The following is a 16,401-nucleotide window of genomic DNA, read 5'->3' on the forward strand; positions in this document are numbered from 1 at the left end:
CAATGGAACCGATCGAGAAGCCGATCCTTAACTCCTTGGGAGAGGAGTTGAGGATGAGGGCACTGGAGCAGAGCGCTTCAGGAGTGTCTTAATTGGGTCTGAAATAACCAGACGCTCAAGACTTGTCGCCCCCGGGATCCAGCTTAGCCTCTGCACTTTTCCAGCTCAGCTTGGAGTTGAGGTAGAAGTTCCAGAATACAACAATACCGATCGCAATTAAGTTGGCCAACAGATAGTGAATGCCCAAGCGCTCGCTCAGCAAAATCACCAGCGAAGAGTTAAGAAACAGGCCGATCAAACAGATCATATTAAACTTGGCCAGCCGCTTCAGGCGGTTCGAGAGGCCCGGCTGCAATCGGGTAACATGGCGAAACGTCCACAGATCGTTCCACAGGAAGTTATTGAGAATGGCCATTTCCGAAGCGATCAGCTTACTCGTGATGAGATCCCATCCTAAGTTGGCCGGGTCGTGTAACAAATAGAGCAAAACCATGTCCACCACCGTGCCTGACAGGCCGACTGTGCTGAAGCGCAAAAAGGCTCCCACCTGCCCTAGCGAGAAGCGCAGGTGAATGAGATGGTGGAGATACTGAAGACAGGTTTGCAGTTGAATTTTGCTCTCGCCGTTTTGGCGCTCCTGAAAGATGTAGCCGACTTCAGCAATGGTTGTCACCCGGCCCCGTGCCAGCACCTCGATCAGCAGCTTGTAACCCTTGGGGCTGAGCGGGATCCCGGCAATGGCCTGGCGTCTGACCAGAAATAACCCGCTGAGCGGATCCGACACCCGCCTAAAAACCCCTGGCAGCAAAACCAGCCCGATGGCTTGAGCTCCCCGAGAGACGAGGCGCCGGCCCAGGTTCCAGTGGCTCACCCCCCCCGACCCCACGTAGCGGCTGCCCACCACTAGGTCTGCTCCCTCTTGGATGGCAGGCCATAGCTTGAGAATGATCTCCGGCGGATGCTGCAGATCCCCGTCCATCACCCCCAGCACCTCGCCGCGGGCCGCTTGCCATCCGCGCAACACAGCCGTGGCCAGGCCCCGTTCCCGCTGGCGGCAGATAACTTTGAGTTGGGGAAGCTCCTCTTGCAGTTCCTGGGCCAACTTGGCGGTGTAATCCGGGCTGTTGTCGTCCACCACAATCAGCTCGTAGGCTCCCGCTAGAATCGTGTCGAGGTGGGCGCACAACTGCCGGATCAGGCTGCAAATGCTGGAGGCCTCGTTATAGGTGGGAACGACCAGCGAAAGTTGGACAGAGCTGGGTTGAGAGAGCGGCGGGATCTGAATAGGGACTGCCGAAGCTTGCAGATGGGTGGACGAAGCAGGAGCTACATGAGGCATTCAGCAGGCCATCCAAAAACGAGGGTAACGGATCCTAAGCGGAGAGCTTGAGTGCAGGTCAAACTTGGAGCTGTGTCGCTTCGCAACAGCGCCACGCGCCACCGGCGCAAATGATCCCTTATCGTACCGATGGATGAGCTCTGGGACTAGACTTTTCTCGACCTACTCAGCTCGCCGAGGCTAGGGAGATCCCGTTGAAGGAGTCATCAGCACGGGCATCTGGGCCTGGGCAGCGTCGGACTCAGGCGAGGGCAGGGCAGGGGCAGGACTGGGGTAGGGAATGCGCTCGTGGTTGGATTCCCGCCACACCTCCACAAAAGCGTCTGCCACCACCTCCAAATCCCGCAGCGTCAGACCGCTATCGACCAGTTGGCCATCTTGCCAACGGGCCTGGGCGATTTTGCGGACAACGGCCTTAGCCCGCTCAACCACCTCAGGGCCGAAGCCGTCGCTCAGGGTCATGCTGCGCAGGGCCGCCTCACAGGCATCGGCCAGCATCACCACCCCTGTCTCCTTGCTCTGGGGGATGGGGCCATCGTAGCGGAACGGCTCCTCGGGCACCGGTTGATCTCCGGCTTTCATCTGGGCTTGATGGTAAAAGTAAGCAATCAGGATCGTCCCCTGGTGCTCAGGGATAAAAGCTTGGACGGCGGTGGGCAGATTGTATTGCTTGGCCAGGCGCAGCCCATCGCTGACGTGCGCTTTGATGATCTGGGCGCTGCGGTAGGGATCGTCCAGTTGCGTATGGGGGTTGAGGCCGCCCATTTGGTTCTCGATGAAGTAGCGGGCCTGCAACATCTTGCCGATGTCGTGGTAGAGGGTGCCGGTGCGCACCAGCTCCACGTTGAGGTTTAACTTCTGGGCGGCCCGTTCCGCCAAAGTGGCCACAAACAGGGTGTGCTGAAAGGTGCCAGGGGCCTCTGCCGCCAGCCGCCGCAGCAAGGTGCGGTTGGGGTTGCTCAACTCGATGAGGCGAATGGGGGTGGCCAGGTCGAACAGGCGCTCCAGGTAGGGGCTGGCCCCCAGGGCCACAATGCTCCACCCCAGCGTGATCCCTCCCCCCAAGGCCATCGCCAATAGGTCGATGCCGCCCGTTGTGGTCAAGCTAGCAGCCGCATAGGTGAGCATCTGCACTGCCGCCGCCCCTCCTCCCAGCAGGGCCAGCTCTTCGCGGGAACGCGAGCGCCCGGCCAGGGCGCAGGCCACCACACTGCCGGAAAGTAAGGGCACAAAGGTGAGTAGGTTGGCAGCAGAGACCAAGGGCAAAAACAACGCCTGGCCCACCACTACCACCAGGCCCAGCCCAGCCCCGTAAAAACTGCCCAGCAACAGCCCCACCGCCGGCAAAGAGCTGAACTCCAGCTTGAACAAGGCCGCCAACAGGGGAGCAGTCAGGGAAACCATCAGGATCAACACCCGATCCCGGCGGCGCAATCCCGGCTGCAAGCGTTGCTGCAAAGGCACGAAGACAGCCAGGCCCAAGCCCATGACGCCAGCTACCCCCACCAGGCCCCAGATGTTGATCCGGCGCTGGGTAAAACCAAAGTGATCCAAAATCAAAAAGATCTCGGGGGTGATGACCTGATCCACTCGCACAATTACCTGGTTCTCGGCAACCGAGATCAGGACGGGCTCAACTTTTTCCAGCTCGGCGCGAATGCGCTGCTCGGTGCGCTGCGGATCCACCTCCAGATTGGGGATCAGCACCTGCTGCAGCCACTGATAGACCAGCCCCTGCAGCTCCCGCCGCTGGGCGGCACTGCCCGGAAAGGCCAGATCGTCCAGTTGGGCTTGGATCCCTTCGGCGCGCACCTCGCGGGGCAGGCCATCCACAATGCCTATCTTCTGCAGGCGCTCCAAGACCCGCCGGCTCAAGTTTTGCAAATGTTGCCAGTCGGCCTCCGTCAAGTTGAGAACCGTGGCCGGGACAGGGGGGGTGAGCTGTTCCAGAGACGGCAAAGCCCCTTGGTAGCGCTGCTGTGCCGCCTCCACCTGGGCAATTAGCTGGGTATAGGGATCCGTCGCCGCCGTCTGAGTGGCCGCTCCATCCAACCAGGCCCGCTGCCAAACCTGGACCAGCTCTTGCCTGGCCCGCTGGTCGGGGGGAAGCTGCTCCGGACGCCTTTGTGCCGGAAAAGGCGGAGCGGTCGAGGGGGTGCCGATGGCCGTTTCCCGCACTGCCGCCTGTAAGGCCTCCCATTCTTCGGGTGGCAGTTGGCGCAGATAGATCTGAGTAGGCAGGGAGAGCAACTGAACGGAAACGTAGGGCAGAGGGCCGGCCTCTTGCCGAATCGCCTCCACTGCGGCCAGGAGGGCCTCCAGATTTTGCCGCATGCTCTCGTTGGCGGCGCTGTTGATTTTGAGGGCCTGTACCACCCGCCGTCGCGCCTCGGCTTGCCGGGCCTGGGTGGCCTCCACGTCCTCGATCTCTGCCGCTGCAGGGGCGAGAAACGTTTGCGGGGAGCGGCTGCCAACGGTCAGTTGCGGCTCGTTGTAGTAGCGGATCCCGTGGACGGCAGTGAGGGAGAGAAGCGCTAGGGCGTAGCCGACAACCCGCTCGGAAAGGGGGGGCTGGGCTTTTCGAGAAGAGGCTGCCTGAGGTCGCCGGCTCCAGCGCTGCACTGGGGACGTGAGGGGGTTTCTCATAGAAGGATTTGCCTGGCAGCGTTCTTCTCTTTTCTATCCCCTTTTGCTCCCCTAGCCCAGGAGATAGCCTAGTCGCCAATCGTGATCTGCCCGATCATACCCGCTTCGGCATGGCCGGGAATGGTGCAAACCAGAGAGTAAACCCCAGATTTCAAAGGAATAAATTGCCACTCCACCGCCGCGCCTGGCTTCAGCTCCAGTTCTCGGATCTGGCCCTTGATTTCCACACCGGCCACTTCCAACTTGCGAGTCCAAACGGCATCGGCAAAATCTTTGGCCCTGAAATAGTGCTTCAACTGGCTGGGGTTGCTCAAGTGCAAACGATAGAGGTTGCCGTTGCGAAAAAAGAGCTCTTTGGGCACAAAGACCAACTGGTTGTCGGCAGTACCTAACTCGACAGCTTTGTCCTGGGGCGTTTGCCGCGACAGATCTCGCGCCCATGCCGGATGCGGGATCCCGACGAACCCAATCCACAGACAGAGGCCCAAAATGAGGAAGTGACGCAGCCCACTCCACATGGCGACACCCTGAAAACTTAGCTTGGAAACCCAAGATAGCAGCTCAAGTGGGGGTCAGGGGAGCGGCACTTTCATAGAGCCGCACAGTCGGAGCTGCCTCGCCGGCTTCCCGCTGTTCCATCGCCACAGCGGCAACATAGCCCTCGGCAACCGGCAGAGGCAGGGTCAGCCAACAGGGATCCCCGGCCCCGATCCTGGCTCCAGCCAGCCCCACGCCCATGGCTTTCAGGAGAGCTTCTTTCTGCGTCCACAGCTCCAAGAAAACCCTCTCCCGCTCTGCTGGTGGACAGATCCATAGGCGGGCCTGGTCGGCGGCGGAAAAATAGCGCTGGGCAATGCGCTGCCAGCGGGGCACGGGCCGGATCCGCTCTAGGTCCACGCCAATTCGACGCTGCAACGTCAAGCCAACCAGGATCCACTCGTGGGAGTGGCTGAGGTTGAACTGCAGCGGTAGGGGTGGATCCGGCCAATAGGGCTTGCCGGCAGTGGTGTAGCCGAGGGGGATCGCGTGGGGAGGGAGGCCGCTGTAGCGGCCAAGCAGGGTTCGCAGTAGCAAACGACCACCCAGAAAGCGACGCCGAGCCTCCAGCCGCTGTAAACGCTCCGCGCGCTGCCGTTCCTCCTGAGAAAGAAGATCAAGCTGAGAGAGCAACTCCGCCAGCGGCGGCAAGACTTGGAGCCACAAGTGCACCTCCGACTTCGCCAGCAACAGTTGCAGGGATCCCGCCGGGGAAGCTGCCATCTCGCCGAAGTTGGGTATGGACAGTCCTAGAGAATAAGGATGCGGTAACATGACCTTGAATTGGTGGGGTTGGCAACACCACCTAGACAGTACACCCCTCCCTGCAGGCGCTCGCGAGGCCCGGTTTGACCTGATGTCCTCTTTCCACTATCCACCCCGCCCAGACCGTGTCCGCGCCGCTCGTCAGCAGGCCATTCGCCAGGGGATCCTTTGGCTGTTGTTGGGATTCACGGCTGTGTTGGCGGGCTCCGCCGGCGCCTTCTTGGCTGTGATGTTGCCCCGTCCGGTGATCCCCACTTCCCTCACTCCCGGCGAACAAGAAGCCTTCCGTCCGGATGCTTTGCGGGCGGCAGCTCTGGATCGCTCGTTGCATATTCTCATTCTCGGCACCGACAACCCGGATCCCGCCCTGCCCTTGTCCAGAGAACGGGAGCGTCTCAACACCCGCACCGACACCATTCTCTTGGCCCGCTTCGATCCCCAAGCGCGGCGGATTACCGTCCTATCCATCCCCCGCGATACCCGCGTGCGCTTGCCCAGCTTTGGTGTCACCAAGATCAATGCAGCCAACCTGGTGGGTGGACCAGCTCTAACGGCCCAGGTGGTCAGCACCTTGCTGGGCGGGATCCCGATTGACCGCTACGTTCGCCTCAATACCGATGCCCTGGAAGAGCTGATCGATGCGGTGGGCGGTGTGGAAGTCTACGTGCCGGAGCCGATGCACTACGTAGATCACACGCAGCGGCTATTCATCAACCTGGAGCCCGGCTGGCAACGCCTCAACGGCGAACAAGCCCACCACTTTGCCCGCTTTCGCCGCGATCACCTGGGGTTGGGGGATATTGGTCGGGTGCAACGGCAACAGGAACTGCTGCGGGCCCTGAGTCGAGAACTGCTCTCCCCCGCCGTTTGGCCTCGGATCCCGAAGGTTTTGCAGGTCGTCCGCACCCACCTGGATACCAACCTCACCTGGGAAGAGGTTCTGAGCTTGGCCAAGTTTGTCCTCACCTCTGGGGGCGATCGCATCGACCTGGTGCTGTTGCCGGGCCGCTTCAGTCAGCCAGGAGAATTTTCCACCAGCTATTGGCTGCCGGATCCAGCCGCGATCCGACGGGTGGCTGTCTCCCACTTTGGCCTAGAGGCAGAGGTAGCCCGCATTCCGCCGCAACGCCTGCGCATAGCCGTGCAAAATGCTACCGGCAAGCCGGGAATGGCCCGCCGCATGGTGCAAGAACTGGTTAGACAGGGTTATACCCAGGTTTTTGCCGTCGAAGACAGCCCCCAGGTGTTGCCGCAAACAGAGATCCTCGCCCAAAGCGGGGATCGCGAGGGAGCCAAGCAGGTGCGGGCCGCCCTTGGGCTAGGAGAGCTGCGGGTGGAATCCACCGGCGTGCTCAACTCCGACATCACCATTCGCATCGGCCAAGATTGGGCCCAGCAGCTTACCCTCGATATTGACCAGGCGCAGAGTCCGGCCAGAGGGGCTCAGCTCTAGGGCCGGTTCGGTGGCGAGTGCGGATTTCTGGAAACAGTTCGGCTTGTCGGGGCCTCTGTTGCCTCTGTAGATTGGCACTAGCTTGTTTGCGTGCTGAGCCATCTATGACTGTGCTGGAACAGGGATCCATCACCATCCACACCGAGAACATCTTCCCCATCATCAAGCAGTCTCTCTATTCGGATCGGGAGATCTTTTTGCGAGAGCTGATCTCCAACGCCGCCGATGCCATTGCCAAGCTGAAGATGGCCAAACTGGCTGGCGAAGTGGCGGATCCCCCGGAGCCAGAAATCACGATTGCGCTCAACAAAGAGGCCAAGACCCTCTCGGTCAGCGACACTGGCATCGGCATGACTGCCGAAGAGGTGAAAAAATACATCAACCAAGTGGCCTTTTCCAGCGCTGAGGAGTTCCTTCAAAAGTACAAAGGCAAAGACGCAGAACAGGCGATCATCGGCCACTTTGGCCTGGGGTTCTATTCCTCTTTTATGGTGGCGCAGCGGGTGGAGATCGACACCCTTTCCTATCAGCCGGGCAGCACCCCTGTGAAATGGTCTTGCGACGGCAGCCCAACTTTTACCCTTTCCGATTCCCAGCGCTCCGCCATCGGCACCACGGTTACCCTTTACCTCAGCCCGGATAGCGAGGAGTACCTGGAGCCGGGCCGCATCCGCGAATTGGTGCGCAAATACTGCGACTTCATTCCCGTCCCCATTAAACTCAACGGAGAAGTCATTAACCGGCAAAAGCCCCTCTGGAAGATTCCTCCCTCTGAGCTCAAGGATGAGGATTACCTAGAGTTTTACCGCTACCTCTATCCCTTCCAAGAGGATCCCCACTTCTGGGTACACATCAACACAGATTACCCCTTCATCGTGCAAGGGATCCTCTACTTCCCCAAGCTGCGGCCTGATATCGATCCCACTAAGGGTCAGGTCAAGCTGTATTGCAACCAAGTTTTTGTCCAGGATAACTGCGAAGAAGTCATTCCCAAATTCCTCCTGCCTCTGCGCGGCGCCATCGACAGCCCAGACATTCCCCTCAACGTCTCCCGCAGTTTTTTACAAAATGACCGTACCGTCAGGCGCATTGGGGATCACGTGGCCAAAAAGGTGGCGGATCGCCTCAACGAGCTCTACAAAGAAGACTACAAAAAATATGTCAAGGTCTGGCCGGATATCAGCCTCTTCATGAAATTTGGGGCGATGAACAACGACAAGTTCTTCGCCCAGATTAAAGACATTCTCATCTTCCGATTGGCCGGATCCCCTGCCGATAAACCTGAGTACGTGACCCTCAAAGAGTACCTGGAGCGCACGCGGGAGAAACAGAATAAGCGGGTTTACTACGCCACCGACGAGGCAGCCCAGAGCGCCTATATCGACCTGCACCGCTCCCAAGGACTAGAAGTCATTATGCTGGATAGCTGGATCGACAGCCACTTCAGCAGCTTCCTGGAGCGGGAGTATCGGGAAGAAGGGATCCAATTTAAGCGGGTGGATTCCGAGCTGGACGAGACGCTGATCCAAAAAGACAAAGCTGCCGAGCTCGTCGACCCGGTAACACAAAAAACCCGCAGCGAAAAGCTGGTGGATCTCTTTCGTCAGGCTTTGGGCAAAGAGAAGCTGCAGATCAAAGCCGAGGCCCTCAAGTCGGAGTCGGTTCCGGCTATGATCCTGCTGCCGGAGGCGCTGCGGCGCCTGCAGGAGCTTAATGCCATCCTGCAACAGAAGCCAATGGAGTTTTTGGAAGAGCACACGCTGGTGCTCAACACCGCCCACCCCTTGATCCAAAACCTGCAGGCTCTGGCCGAGGAGGGGCGGGATCCGGAGCTGGTCAACCTCATCTGCAACCACATCTACGATCTGGCGCTGATTACCCAGAAAAGCTTTGACCCGGCAGCCGCACGGGCCTTTGTGCAGCGTTCCAACGAGGTGCTCACCCGTTTAACCCGCCGTCAGTAGGCGGCACCCTCCAGAGTTACCCCCGGCTGCAGGGCTTCCGCTCCACCGGGCAGAGAGGGGCGGGAGGCCGCCCCATTGCTGGCAGCCCTGTCGCTCCCTTGCAAGAGGGGAGCTACTTGGCGCATCAGGGTGGCCATCTCCAGAGCGCTCATGGCGTATTCCCAGCCTTTGTTGTTCTTGATCCCAGCCCGCTCCAGCGCCTGCTGTAGGGTATCGGCGGTGAGGATCCCGAAGATGACCGGCACGCCGGTGCGAAAACTGGCTGCCGCGATCCCCTTGGCCACCTCTGCTGCCACATAGTCGAAATGGGGGGTTTGGCCCCGAATGACCGCCCCCAGGCAGATGATGGCATCGTAACGGCGGGACTGCGCCAGTTGGCAGGCCAACATAGGCACCTCAAAGCTGCCGGGCACCCAGTAATAGTCCACCTGCTGGCTCTCCGAGCTGACATCGATGCCATGCCGCTTCAGGGCATCTTGGCACCCCTCCAACAATTTGCCGGCAATCAAATCGTTAAACCGACTGATAACAATGGCCAGACGCAGATCCCCCGTCTGAACAAAATTGCCTTCGTAAACTGCCATCTGCGCTGCTCCGGGAAAAAACCAGGCGCTGCTCCACACCGCACAACCGTGTCTTCCTATCCTAATTTACCCTTCTCCTCCAGATCTGCCCAAAAAGGGGTGGTAGCACCTGGCCTTCGACATTCTCACAGTAGCTAAACGGCTCGCCAGTCCCTCTCCGTCCTCCAGAAGAAGAGCCCGCGGAGACCCGCTCGAGCCGGCGAGCTCTCAGGGAAATCTCGCCAAGGGTCATAGATTGAGTTTTATGATTTAAGAGTAAACCTTTAGTGATCCTTGATTCTCCATGAAGGCCATTACGCTGCACCAGTTGCAAATCTTCGAGGTTGCTGCCCGTCATCTCAGCTTCACCCGTGCCGCTGAGGAGCTTTACCTGACCCAGCCCACGATTTCCATGCAGATCAAGCAATTGAGCAAATCGGTGGGGCTGCCGCTGTTTGAGCAGGTGGGCAAGCGGCTCTATCTCACAGAGGCGGGGCAAGCTTTGTACCAAACTTGTCAAAAAATCTTTGAGCAGTTGAACGAATTTGAGATGACCCTCGCCGACCTGAAGGGGTTAAAACAAGGGCGACTGAGCATTGGTGTGGTCACTACGGCCAAATACTTTATTCCCCGCCTGCTGGGCACGTTTTGTCAGCGGTATCCCGGCATCGATGTATCCCTCAAGGTGCTGAACCGGCAGCAGGTTTTGGAGCGACTCAGCCACAACATGGACGATCTCTATGTGATGGGGATGCCCCCGGAAGATTTGGACGTGGTGGCGCAACCTTTTCTAGAAAATCCCTTGGTGGTGATGGCTCCTATTCACCATCCTTTGGCGGGCCAGAAGCGGATCCCCCTGGCCCGTATTGCTCAAGAGCCCTTCTTGGCCCGCGAGCCCGGCTCCGGCACCCGCATGGCGGTGGAGCGGCTCTTCGACAAACATAACCTCAAGCTCAACATCCGCATGGAGATAGGCAGTGGCGAAGCCATTCGCCAGGGCATTATCGGCGGGCTGGGCATTTCGGTTTTGTCTCAGCATGTGTTGGCTCTGGGAGATTGGCAAAACCATTTGACCATTTTGGATGTGGAAGAGTTTCCCATCCGTGGATTTTGGCATTTGGTCTATTTGCGCTCCAAGCGCCTCTCGGTGGTAGCCAAAGCTTTTGCCGATTTCCTGCTTTCTCAAGTTTCTCAAATAGATCTGGATCTTCCTCCTAAAGAGCCGCGCAGAGCCAACTCAAGTCCCAATCCGGATTGGCTTTCTGGCAAAGGGGATAAATTGCAGCCGCCAGCTCTTGCTGCAACCCCTGGAGGCTCCGAAAATCATGGGTAAAAAAGACCCGTAAAAATGCCAAATAGGCCCGTGCCCAATTGTCTTCGGGATCCAGCTCGACAATCCGCTGAAAATGCCGCTGGGCTGCTTGCGGCCGCAGCAGGGCCACCTCCAGCAACGCCAGCTCGTAGTGGCTTTGGATCTGCCGTTCCCGCCAGCTCTGGGCGGCTGCCCATTGCTCTTCTCCCTCCAGCAGTTGCCGGATCAAAACCCGATCCGGATCGGTGAGGAAAGTTGGATATTGCAACGTCGTCCAGGCGTTGAGGTAGAGGGAGAGCGCCTCCAGATCCCCAATCGCAGCCGCCCTAGCTGCCTGTTGTAGGAGAAAGAGGGGATCTCCAGGGGAGATAAGGGATCCCCCTTTCCCGCTGCGGGATCCCTCCCAGGGCTGACTGAACGACCGACGCCTTCCCTGGGGAGGTTGCCACTCCAGGTGGAGGATTCCTTCTTTGGTTGCCAGCTCTGGCCAGGCCAAGATCTCCTCCACCTGCCAACTGCCGGCGGCGTAGGGCAACAGGCGGTTCTGTCCCACCACCCAGGCCCGCTTGGCCAAGACCTGCCCCTGGGGATCTTCCAGTCGCGCCCAGACGAGGGTTTGCGCCAAGTCCTGGGCTGGCCCCTGCCAGCGCAAGTGCCAGGCTGGGATCCCTTCCTCTGGCAAGACCTGGAGCTCTAGCAGATCCACCGCCTCTGCCGCAGCGGGCAACTCTTGCAGCACAACCCTGGGCTTGCTGGGGAAGTAGGTGGACAGCCGGCCCACCGCCGGCAGATCAAAATGCTCTTGCTGCCAGTCAGGACTTTTGTCTAGGAGTTGCCGAATTTGCTCCTTAGCTGGACCGTAGGGGCCGACAATTCCTTGCTCCCCTGGCGCATCCACAAACCCATCCAGAAGCGCCAGCTCCACCTCTGGCCAGGGGGTTTGGCCGGCGCCGCGGAAGGTGATGGGCCAGCGCTGTAGGGCCGCCAAGTAGCTGAGAGTTTCCGACGAGATCAGCTCGGTGTTGGGAAGAACGCCTAGGGTGGCGGTCAAACCTGGCTGCACCCGGGATCCAATCCACCGCGTCAGCTCCTGTTGAGGGTGCTGCCCCTGCCAGTGCATTTGGATCCCTTTCCAGAGAGGAGCTACGCCGGGAGTGAGGGGCTGCCCCAGGTTAAAGAGGGCCAGGGATCCCAGAGCTAGGCTTATGCCAACTCCCTGGCGCAGCGCCTTTTGCCCCCAGCGTCCCCCCAGCCAACGCCAGACTTTGTCCAGCCCACCCGCCGAGAGAAGGGCCAGCAGGGGCAATAGCGGCAGCGTAAAGCGCACATCCTTGATGGCCACCAGGGTGTAGAGCAAGTAGCCCGAGCCGTAGAGGCCCCAGAGGAGAGCCTCCCGCCGGCTTGGGGATCCCCACAAGCTCAGCAGTGGCAAGGGGCATAGCCAAGGGCCCATCTGCAGGGGCAACCAGCGCAAGTAGGCCGTCCACCAGCACAGGGATCCCGCCGCACAGGTGACGTAGTAGTGGGCGGTGTCGGCATAGGCCCACCCATTGCTGAGCACAAACAGCCAGTTAGCTCCATACCAGGGCCAGCACAAGAGCAGCGTCACCCCCATTCCCAGGGCCAGGTGGGCCAGCCGCAGCGGCCAAGGGATCCTCACCCCCAGCGGAACAGCCAGCAGCGGCGGCAGCAAAAACAGCACCCCCGTCCACTTGGTCAGCAGCACCGCCGCCAGCCCCGCCCCCACCCCCACCGCCCCCCGCCAGGACGGCTCCTCCGCGTAGGCCCACAGCGCCCAAAAAGCCAGCGTCACCGCCACCAGCAGCGGCAGCTCCAGCATGTAGACATGAGCCAAAGCCGTGATCCCCGGATAGAGAAGCACCAACACTGCCGCCAGCCAGCCCACTTCCCAAGAGCGATAGGCCCGCCACCCCAGCCGCTGGGTGGCCAGGGTCAGGATCCCCAGCAACACCAAATTGAGCAACTGCCCATCGGCCCGGCCAAACGGATGCAGCGCTGCCAACGGGATCCCCAACCAATAGGCCAGAGGCGGGTAGCGCTGGTTCAAGTGCAAAAACTGCTGCCACCACAGCCCTTCCCAGCGAAACCGGCTCAGGTGATCCCCAAACGCCTGCGCCTGCAACAGGTGCTGCGCCTCATCCCAGGCCGGCGGCAGGGGATCGCTCCAGTTCCAAACCAGCAGCAGCAGCAGCGCCACCATCCCCAGCCCGGCCCAGACCTGGAGAAAGGGGATCCCTTGCCCCTTTTGGACCTTCCTTCTGGCTATCTCGCCCATAGCCGGCTGGATCCCCTCCCTTTAGCGTTCTGCCCCAGAGCTAAACTCAACCTGGATCCAGCTATCTAAGCTATCCAGAATTCCCCATGACCGTCTCGACCACGGGTTCAGAAGGAGTTTGGATCCTTTCGGATCAACTGCATCCGCAGCAATCTGCCCTGGCCTCCCTCTCAGCCCTCCCCCCCCACCGCGTTCCCGTTCTCCTTGTCGAGTCCCACGCCTGGGCCAGCTCCCGCAACCATCACCAGCAAAAGCTGGTCCTGGTCTGGTCGGCCATGCGCCACTTTGCCCAAGAATTGCAACAGCGCGGCCACCCCGTCACCTATGCGGAAGCCGAAGACTATGCCGAACCCCTGCAAGCCTGGGCTAGGCAACATCGATTGCAACAGATCCGCCTCATGCAGCCCACCGATATTCCCGTCCGGGATGAGGTGGAAAAGCTGAGGTCTGCCCTCCCCTGCCCCCTCCTGGTCTTGGAAAATAACCACTTTCTCTGGACAGCCCGCCAATTTATCGACTGGGCCTCAGGCCGCAAGCGCCTCCTCCTAGAGGACTTCTATCGCCAAGGGCGCAAACGCTTCCGCATCCTCATGGACGGCTCCCAGCCCCTCGGCGGGCGCTGGAACTACGACCGGGAAAACCGGCAGCCTCCCCAACCTGGCCGGCGCTACCCGCCGCCTCTGACGTTTCCCCCCGACGCCATCACGCAGGCGGTGATGGAGAAAGTGCGGCGCCATTACGGCCACCACTTTGGATCCCTGGAAGGCTTTGGCTGGGCCGTCACCCGTGCCCAAGCCCTGCAGGTGCTTGAGGACTTCATCCAGCACCGCCTGCCCCACTTCGGCCCCTGGCAGGACGCTATGCAAGTCGAAGAAGACTTCCTCTACCACTCCCTCCTTTCCCCTTACCTCAACCTAGGGCTCCTCACCCCCCAAGAAGTCATCACCGCTGCCGAGCAGGCCTACCATCGCGGCGGGATCCCTCTCCCCTCTGCCGAAGGCTTCATCCGCCAGATCCTGGGCTGGCGGGAATACATGCGCGGCTTCTACGAATACCAAATGCCCCAGGGCTATGCCCAGACCAACTTTTTTGGCCACTACCGCCCCCTGCCCGACTTTTTTTGGACAGGCGAAACGGACATGGCCTGCCTGCGGCACACCCTGAGGCAAATTCGCCGCCATGGCTATGCCCACCACATCCAGCGCCTAATGGTGCTCAGCAATTTCGCGCTCATCAGCGGTATCCAACCTCAAGCCGTAGAAGCGTGGTTTCACGACGTGTTCATCGACAGCTACGACTGGGTGATGCAGCCCAACGTCATCGGCATGGGCCTCTTTGCCGACGGGGGCATGCTTTCCACCAAACCCTACGCCGCTTCCGCCCAGTACATCCGCAAAATGAGTGACTACTGCCGCCATTGCCGCTACAATCCCAGCGAAAAGGTGGGCGAACGGGCCTGTCCCTTCAATACCTTCTACTGGGATTTCCTGTTGCGCCACCGGCCCCTTTTGCTTCCCTTGGGAAGAATGAAAGGGGTACTGGCCCACCTGGATCGCCTCCAGCCAGAGCAGAGGGCCCAAATCCAAGCGCAAGCCGCTGCTTGGTGGGAGTCCACCCCCAATGCCTAGCTGTCTGGTATTCACTAGAATTGGAGCACCCTCTCTTCACGTGTTACTTGGTTCAAGGAGCCCACGTCATGAAATGTCCCCGCTGCGGCAAGCAAGAAATTCGTGTTTTAGAGTCCCGTTCGGCAGAAGGTGGCCAAAGCGTGCGGCGGCGGCGGGAGTGCATGTCCTGTGGCTATCGCTTCACCACCTATGAGCGCATCGAATTCATGCCCATCATGGTCATTAAACGGGATGGATCCCGAGAGAGTTTTAACCGCAACAAGATCTTGCAGGGGGTGATGCGCGCTTGCCAAAAAACCCAGGTTAGCGTCAAGCAGATGGAGGAGTTGGTCAACGAAATCGAAGAAAAACTGCAACTGGAAGACGTTCAAGAGGTAACTACCCTACGCATTGGCGAGATGGTACTGGAGCGCCTACAGCGCCTGAGCGAAGTTGCCTATGTGCGCTTTGCCTCCGTGTACCGCAAGTTCCAGGGTATAAAAGACTTTGTTACCGAACTGGAACAGTTGGAACGGTTGGAAACCCACCTACGACGAGATCTGGAGCGGCCGTTGCGGAACTCTCCCCCTTCAGAGTCGGAATCCACAGCTTCTCCAGACTGGGTGGGGGGTATTCCCCAACTCCTCGATCAAAACGACACCTCGAGCAATCTCTCGGAGATCCCGAAATAACGCTTGCGGGCGAGAAAAACTGCTAGAAAGGGGCTCCCATCCAAAAAGCTTAGCGGTATGCTTGGGTTAGCAATTGCCGCTTACACTAAGCATAGCGCTAGGCATCCTCGGCCGGTCGGTGTTCAGCGCTACCCCTGGGTGATCCTTGCGGCCTTGTCTGTTCGGGATCCCCGCCTGCCCACCTTCCTCAGCTTTTCATCCTTTCTGACGGATTGATTCAACTTATGCAGTACGACTTTCGGGGTTCTAGCCCCTCTGAAGCTCGCAACGGCAACCCCAATGGCTTGCCCGGCAACAGCAGCTTTCGCGCCCCTGCCTCACTAGAGACCGGGCCGGGGACAGTGCCAATCCAGGTATATCAACAAGTGGCTGAAGAGCTGGAATCTGCCCGTCAGCAGGTGAGCCGCCTCTCCTCCGAAAACCAGCGCCTGCGCGCTCTGCATCAACAATTGTCTGGAGAAATTACTGCCATCGCGCAAGAATTTCAGGGGCAATTGGGCCAGGCCTTGAAGCGCCTACAGCAAATCAGCCTACGGCTTGCTGACACAAGCCAAGCCGCTGCTCTTGAAAGAGAGGCTGCTGCAGCCCCTTTTCGAGGGGATGGCCTGACCTCAGAACATGACCAAGCCTCTCCCTCCTATGATTTTTTGAATCGCCTCAAGCGACGCCAAGCTCGCAGCGAGGTTTCACCCTTCCCTGGCAACGTCTATCCAACTCCCTCTTACTCTGACTTTGCCACCCCCCCCCTTGAGCCCCGATCTCAGCCCTCCACTCTACCCCCCCGTCCCCGTCAAGACACTCCTGCTGAGCCTCCTTACCCCCGTGCCGGCTATCAGATTCCCTCCTTGGAAGAGTTGATGCAGAATATGGGTGGCGAGGTTCATGCCACCAGTGTCTACCAACGGGTGCGCGATCAACATCACGGATCCCAAGGATCCGTTTTGCTTTGGATGGCCGCTGCAGTTCTTTTGGTAGTCGCCTCTTTTGGATTGGGCTTCGTAGCTGTACAACCCTTTTTGCGCAACAACCCATCACCCGCTCCTGTGAAAGCACCCCAATAGTCCCGGAGAAGGAATTCCGTACACCCTCTACACCCATAGAGACTGCAGAGTTACCCCTTGAGATACGCAACAACCCCCCTTGTATTGGGGGGTTGGTGTGGAGAGATGAGCCTGGCACCGAGCTAGGTTACCGGAGGGTCACCCCTCAAGTAGGTTCGCCGCTGAT

Annotated in this window: 12 protein-coding genes; 6 read left to right on the top strand and 6 right to left on the bottom strand. The window is 59.6% G+C overall.

Going from position 1 to position 16,401, the window contains the following annotated elements:
* Nucleotides 1-115 precede the first annotated feature (115 nt).
* The 4 genes from ACVW0R_RS03710 to ACVW0R_RS03725 all read right to left on the bottom strand — a co-directional run bounded on the left by ACVW0R_RS03710 (nucleotide 116) and on the right by ACVW0R_RS03725 (nucleotide 5,245).
* A complete protein-coding gene (locus ACVW0R_RS03710) occupies nucleotides 116-1,339 on the bottom strand; it encodes a glycosyltransferase (RefSeq protein WP_457501669.1) in 1,224 nt (407 codons plus the stop codon).
* 180 nt (nucleotides 1,340-1,519) lie between these two features.
* Nucleotides 1,520-3,985: an HD family phosphohydrolase gene (locus ACVW0R_RS03715; protein WP_011429952.1), complete on the bottom strand. Its 2,466-nt coding sequence runs from the start codon at nucleotides 3,983-3,985 to the stop codon at nucleotides 1,520-1,522.
* 68 nt (nucleotides 3,986-4,053) lie between these two features.
* The gene (locus ACVW0R_RS03720; RefSeq protein ID WP_457501670.1) at nucleotides 4,054-4,503 is read right to left on the bottom strand and encodes a plastocyanin/azurin family copper-binding protein; all 450 of its coding nucleotides are present in this window, start codon (nucleotides 4,501-4,503) and stop codon (nucleotides 4,054-4,056) included.
* 43 nt (nucleotides 4,504-4,546) lie between these two features.
* Nucleotides 4,547-5,245: a 4'-phosphopantetheinyl transferase family protein gene (locus ACVW0R_RS03725; protein ID WP_240527694.1), complete on the bottom strand. Its 699-nt coding sequence runs from the start codon at nucleotides 5,243-5,245 to the stop codon at nucleotides 4,547-4,549.
* Between the two features lie 49 nt (nucleotides 5,246-5,294).
* Here ACVW0R_RS03725 and ACVW0R_RS03730 point away from each other — a divergent pair, with 49 nt between their 5' ends.
* Both ACVW0R_RS03730 and htpG read left to right on the top strand, forming a co-directional pair.
* Nucleotides 5,295-6,740 (top strand): LCP family protein, encoded by a 1,446-nt coding sequence (locus tag ACVW0R_RS03730; protein ID WP_049749735.1) that lies wholly within the window; start codon nucleotides 5,295-5,297, stop codon nucleotides 6,738-6,740.
* Nucleotides 6,741-6,844: 104 nt separating this feature from the next.
* Complete coding sequence (htpG, locus tag ACVW0R_RS03735) at nucleotides 6,845-8,704, top strand: molecular chaperone HtpG (RefSeq protein WP_457392005.1); 1,860 nt, start codon at nucleotides 6,845-6,847, stop codon at nucleotides 8,702-8,704.
* On the opposite strand, the gene ribH is transcribed toward htpG, so the two are convergent.
* Nucleotides 8,698-9,288 carry a 6,7-dimethyl-8-ribityllumazine synthase gene (ribH, locus tag ACVW0R_RS03740; protein ID WP_011429957.1) on the bottom strand — a complete coding sequence of 197 codons (591 nt, stop codon included), beginning with the start codon at nucleotides 9,286-9,288 and terminating at the stop codon, nucleotides 8,698-8,700. The genes htpG and ribH overlap by 7 nt on opposite strands.
* A 283-nt stretch (nucleotides 9,289-9,571) precedes the next feature.
* Here ribH and ACVW0R_RS03745 point away from each other — a divergent pair, with 283 nt between their 5' ends.
* Complete coding sequence (locus ACVW0R_RS03745; protein ID WP_011429958.1) at nucleotides 9,572-10,600, top strand: LysR family transcriptional regulator; 1,029 nt, start codon at nucleotides 9,572-9,574, stop codon at nucleotides 10,598-10,600.
* Here the strand turns inward: ACVW0R_RS03745 and ACVW0R_RS03750 are convergent.
* A complete protein-coding gene (locus tag ACVW0R_RS03750) occupies nucleotides 10,482-12,875 on the bottom strand; it encodes an ArnT family glycosyltransferase (protein ID WP_457501671.1) in 2,394 nt (797 codons plus the stop codon). The genes ACVW0R_RS03745 and ACVW0R_RS03750 overlap by 119 nt on opposite strands.
* Before the next feature lie 86 nt (nucleotides 12,876-12,961).
* Here ACVW0R_RS03750 and ACVW0R_RS03755 point away from each other — a divergent pair, with 86 nt between their 5' ends.
* The 3 genes from ACVW0R_RS03755 (at nucleotide 12,962) to ACVW0R_RS03765 (ending at nucleotide 16,235) form a co-directional block, all read left to right on the top strand.
* On the top strand, nucleotides 12,962-14,503 hold the full coding sequence (locus ACVW0R_RS03755) for a cryptochrome/photolyase family protein (protein WP_011429960.1): 1,542 nt from the start codon (nucleotides 12,962-12,964) through the stop codon (nucleotides 14,501-14,503).
* A 68-nt stretch (nucleotides 14,504-14,571) separates the two neighbouring features.
* Nucleotides 14,572-15,174 carry a transcriptional regulator NrdR gene (nrdR, locus tag ACVW0R_RS03760; protein ID WP_011429961.1) on the top strand — a complete coding sequence of 201 codons (603 nt, stop codon included), beginning with the start codon at nucleotides 14,572-14,574 and terminating at the stop codon, nucleotides 15,172-15,174.
* Nucleotides 15,175-15,398: 224 nt separating this feature from the next.
* Nucleotides 15,399-16,235: a hypothetical protein gene (locus ACVW0R_RS03765; RefSeq protein WP_240530337.1), complete on the top strand. Its 837-nt coding sequence runs from the start codon at nucleotides 15,399-15,401 to the stop codon at nucleotides 16,233-16,235.
* The last annotated feature ends 166 nt before the right edge of the window (nucleotides 16,236-16,401 follow it).

Source organism: Thermostichus sp. MS-CIW-15 (assembly GCF_054060575.1).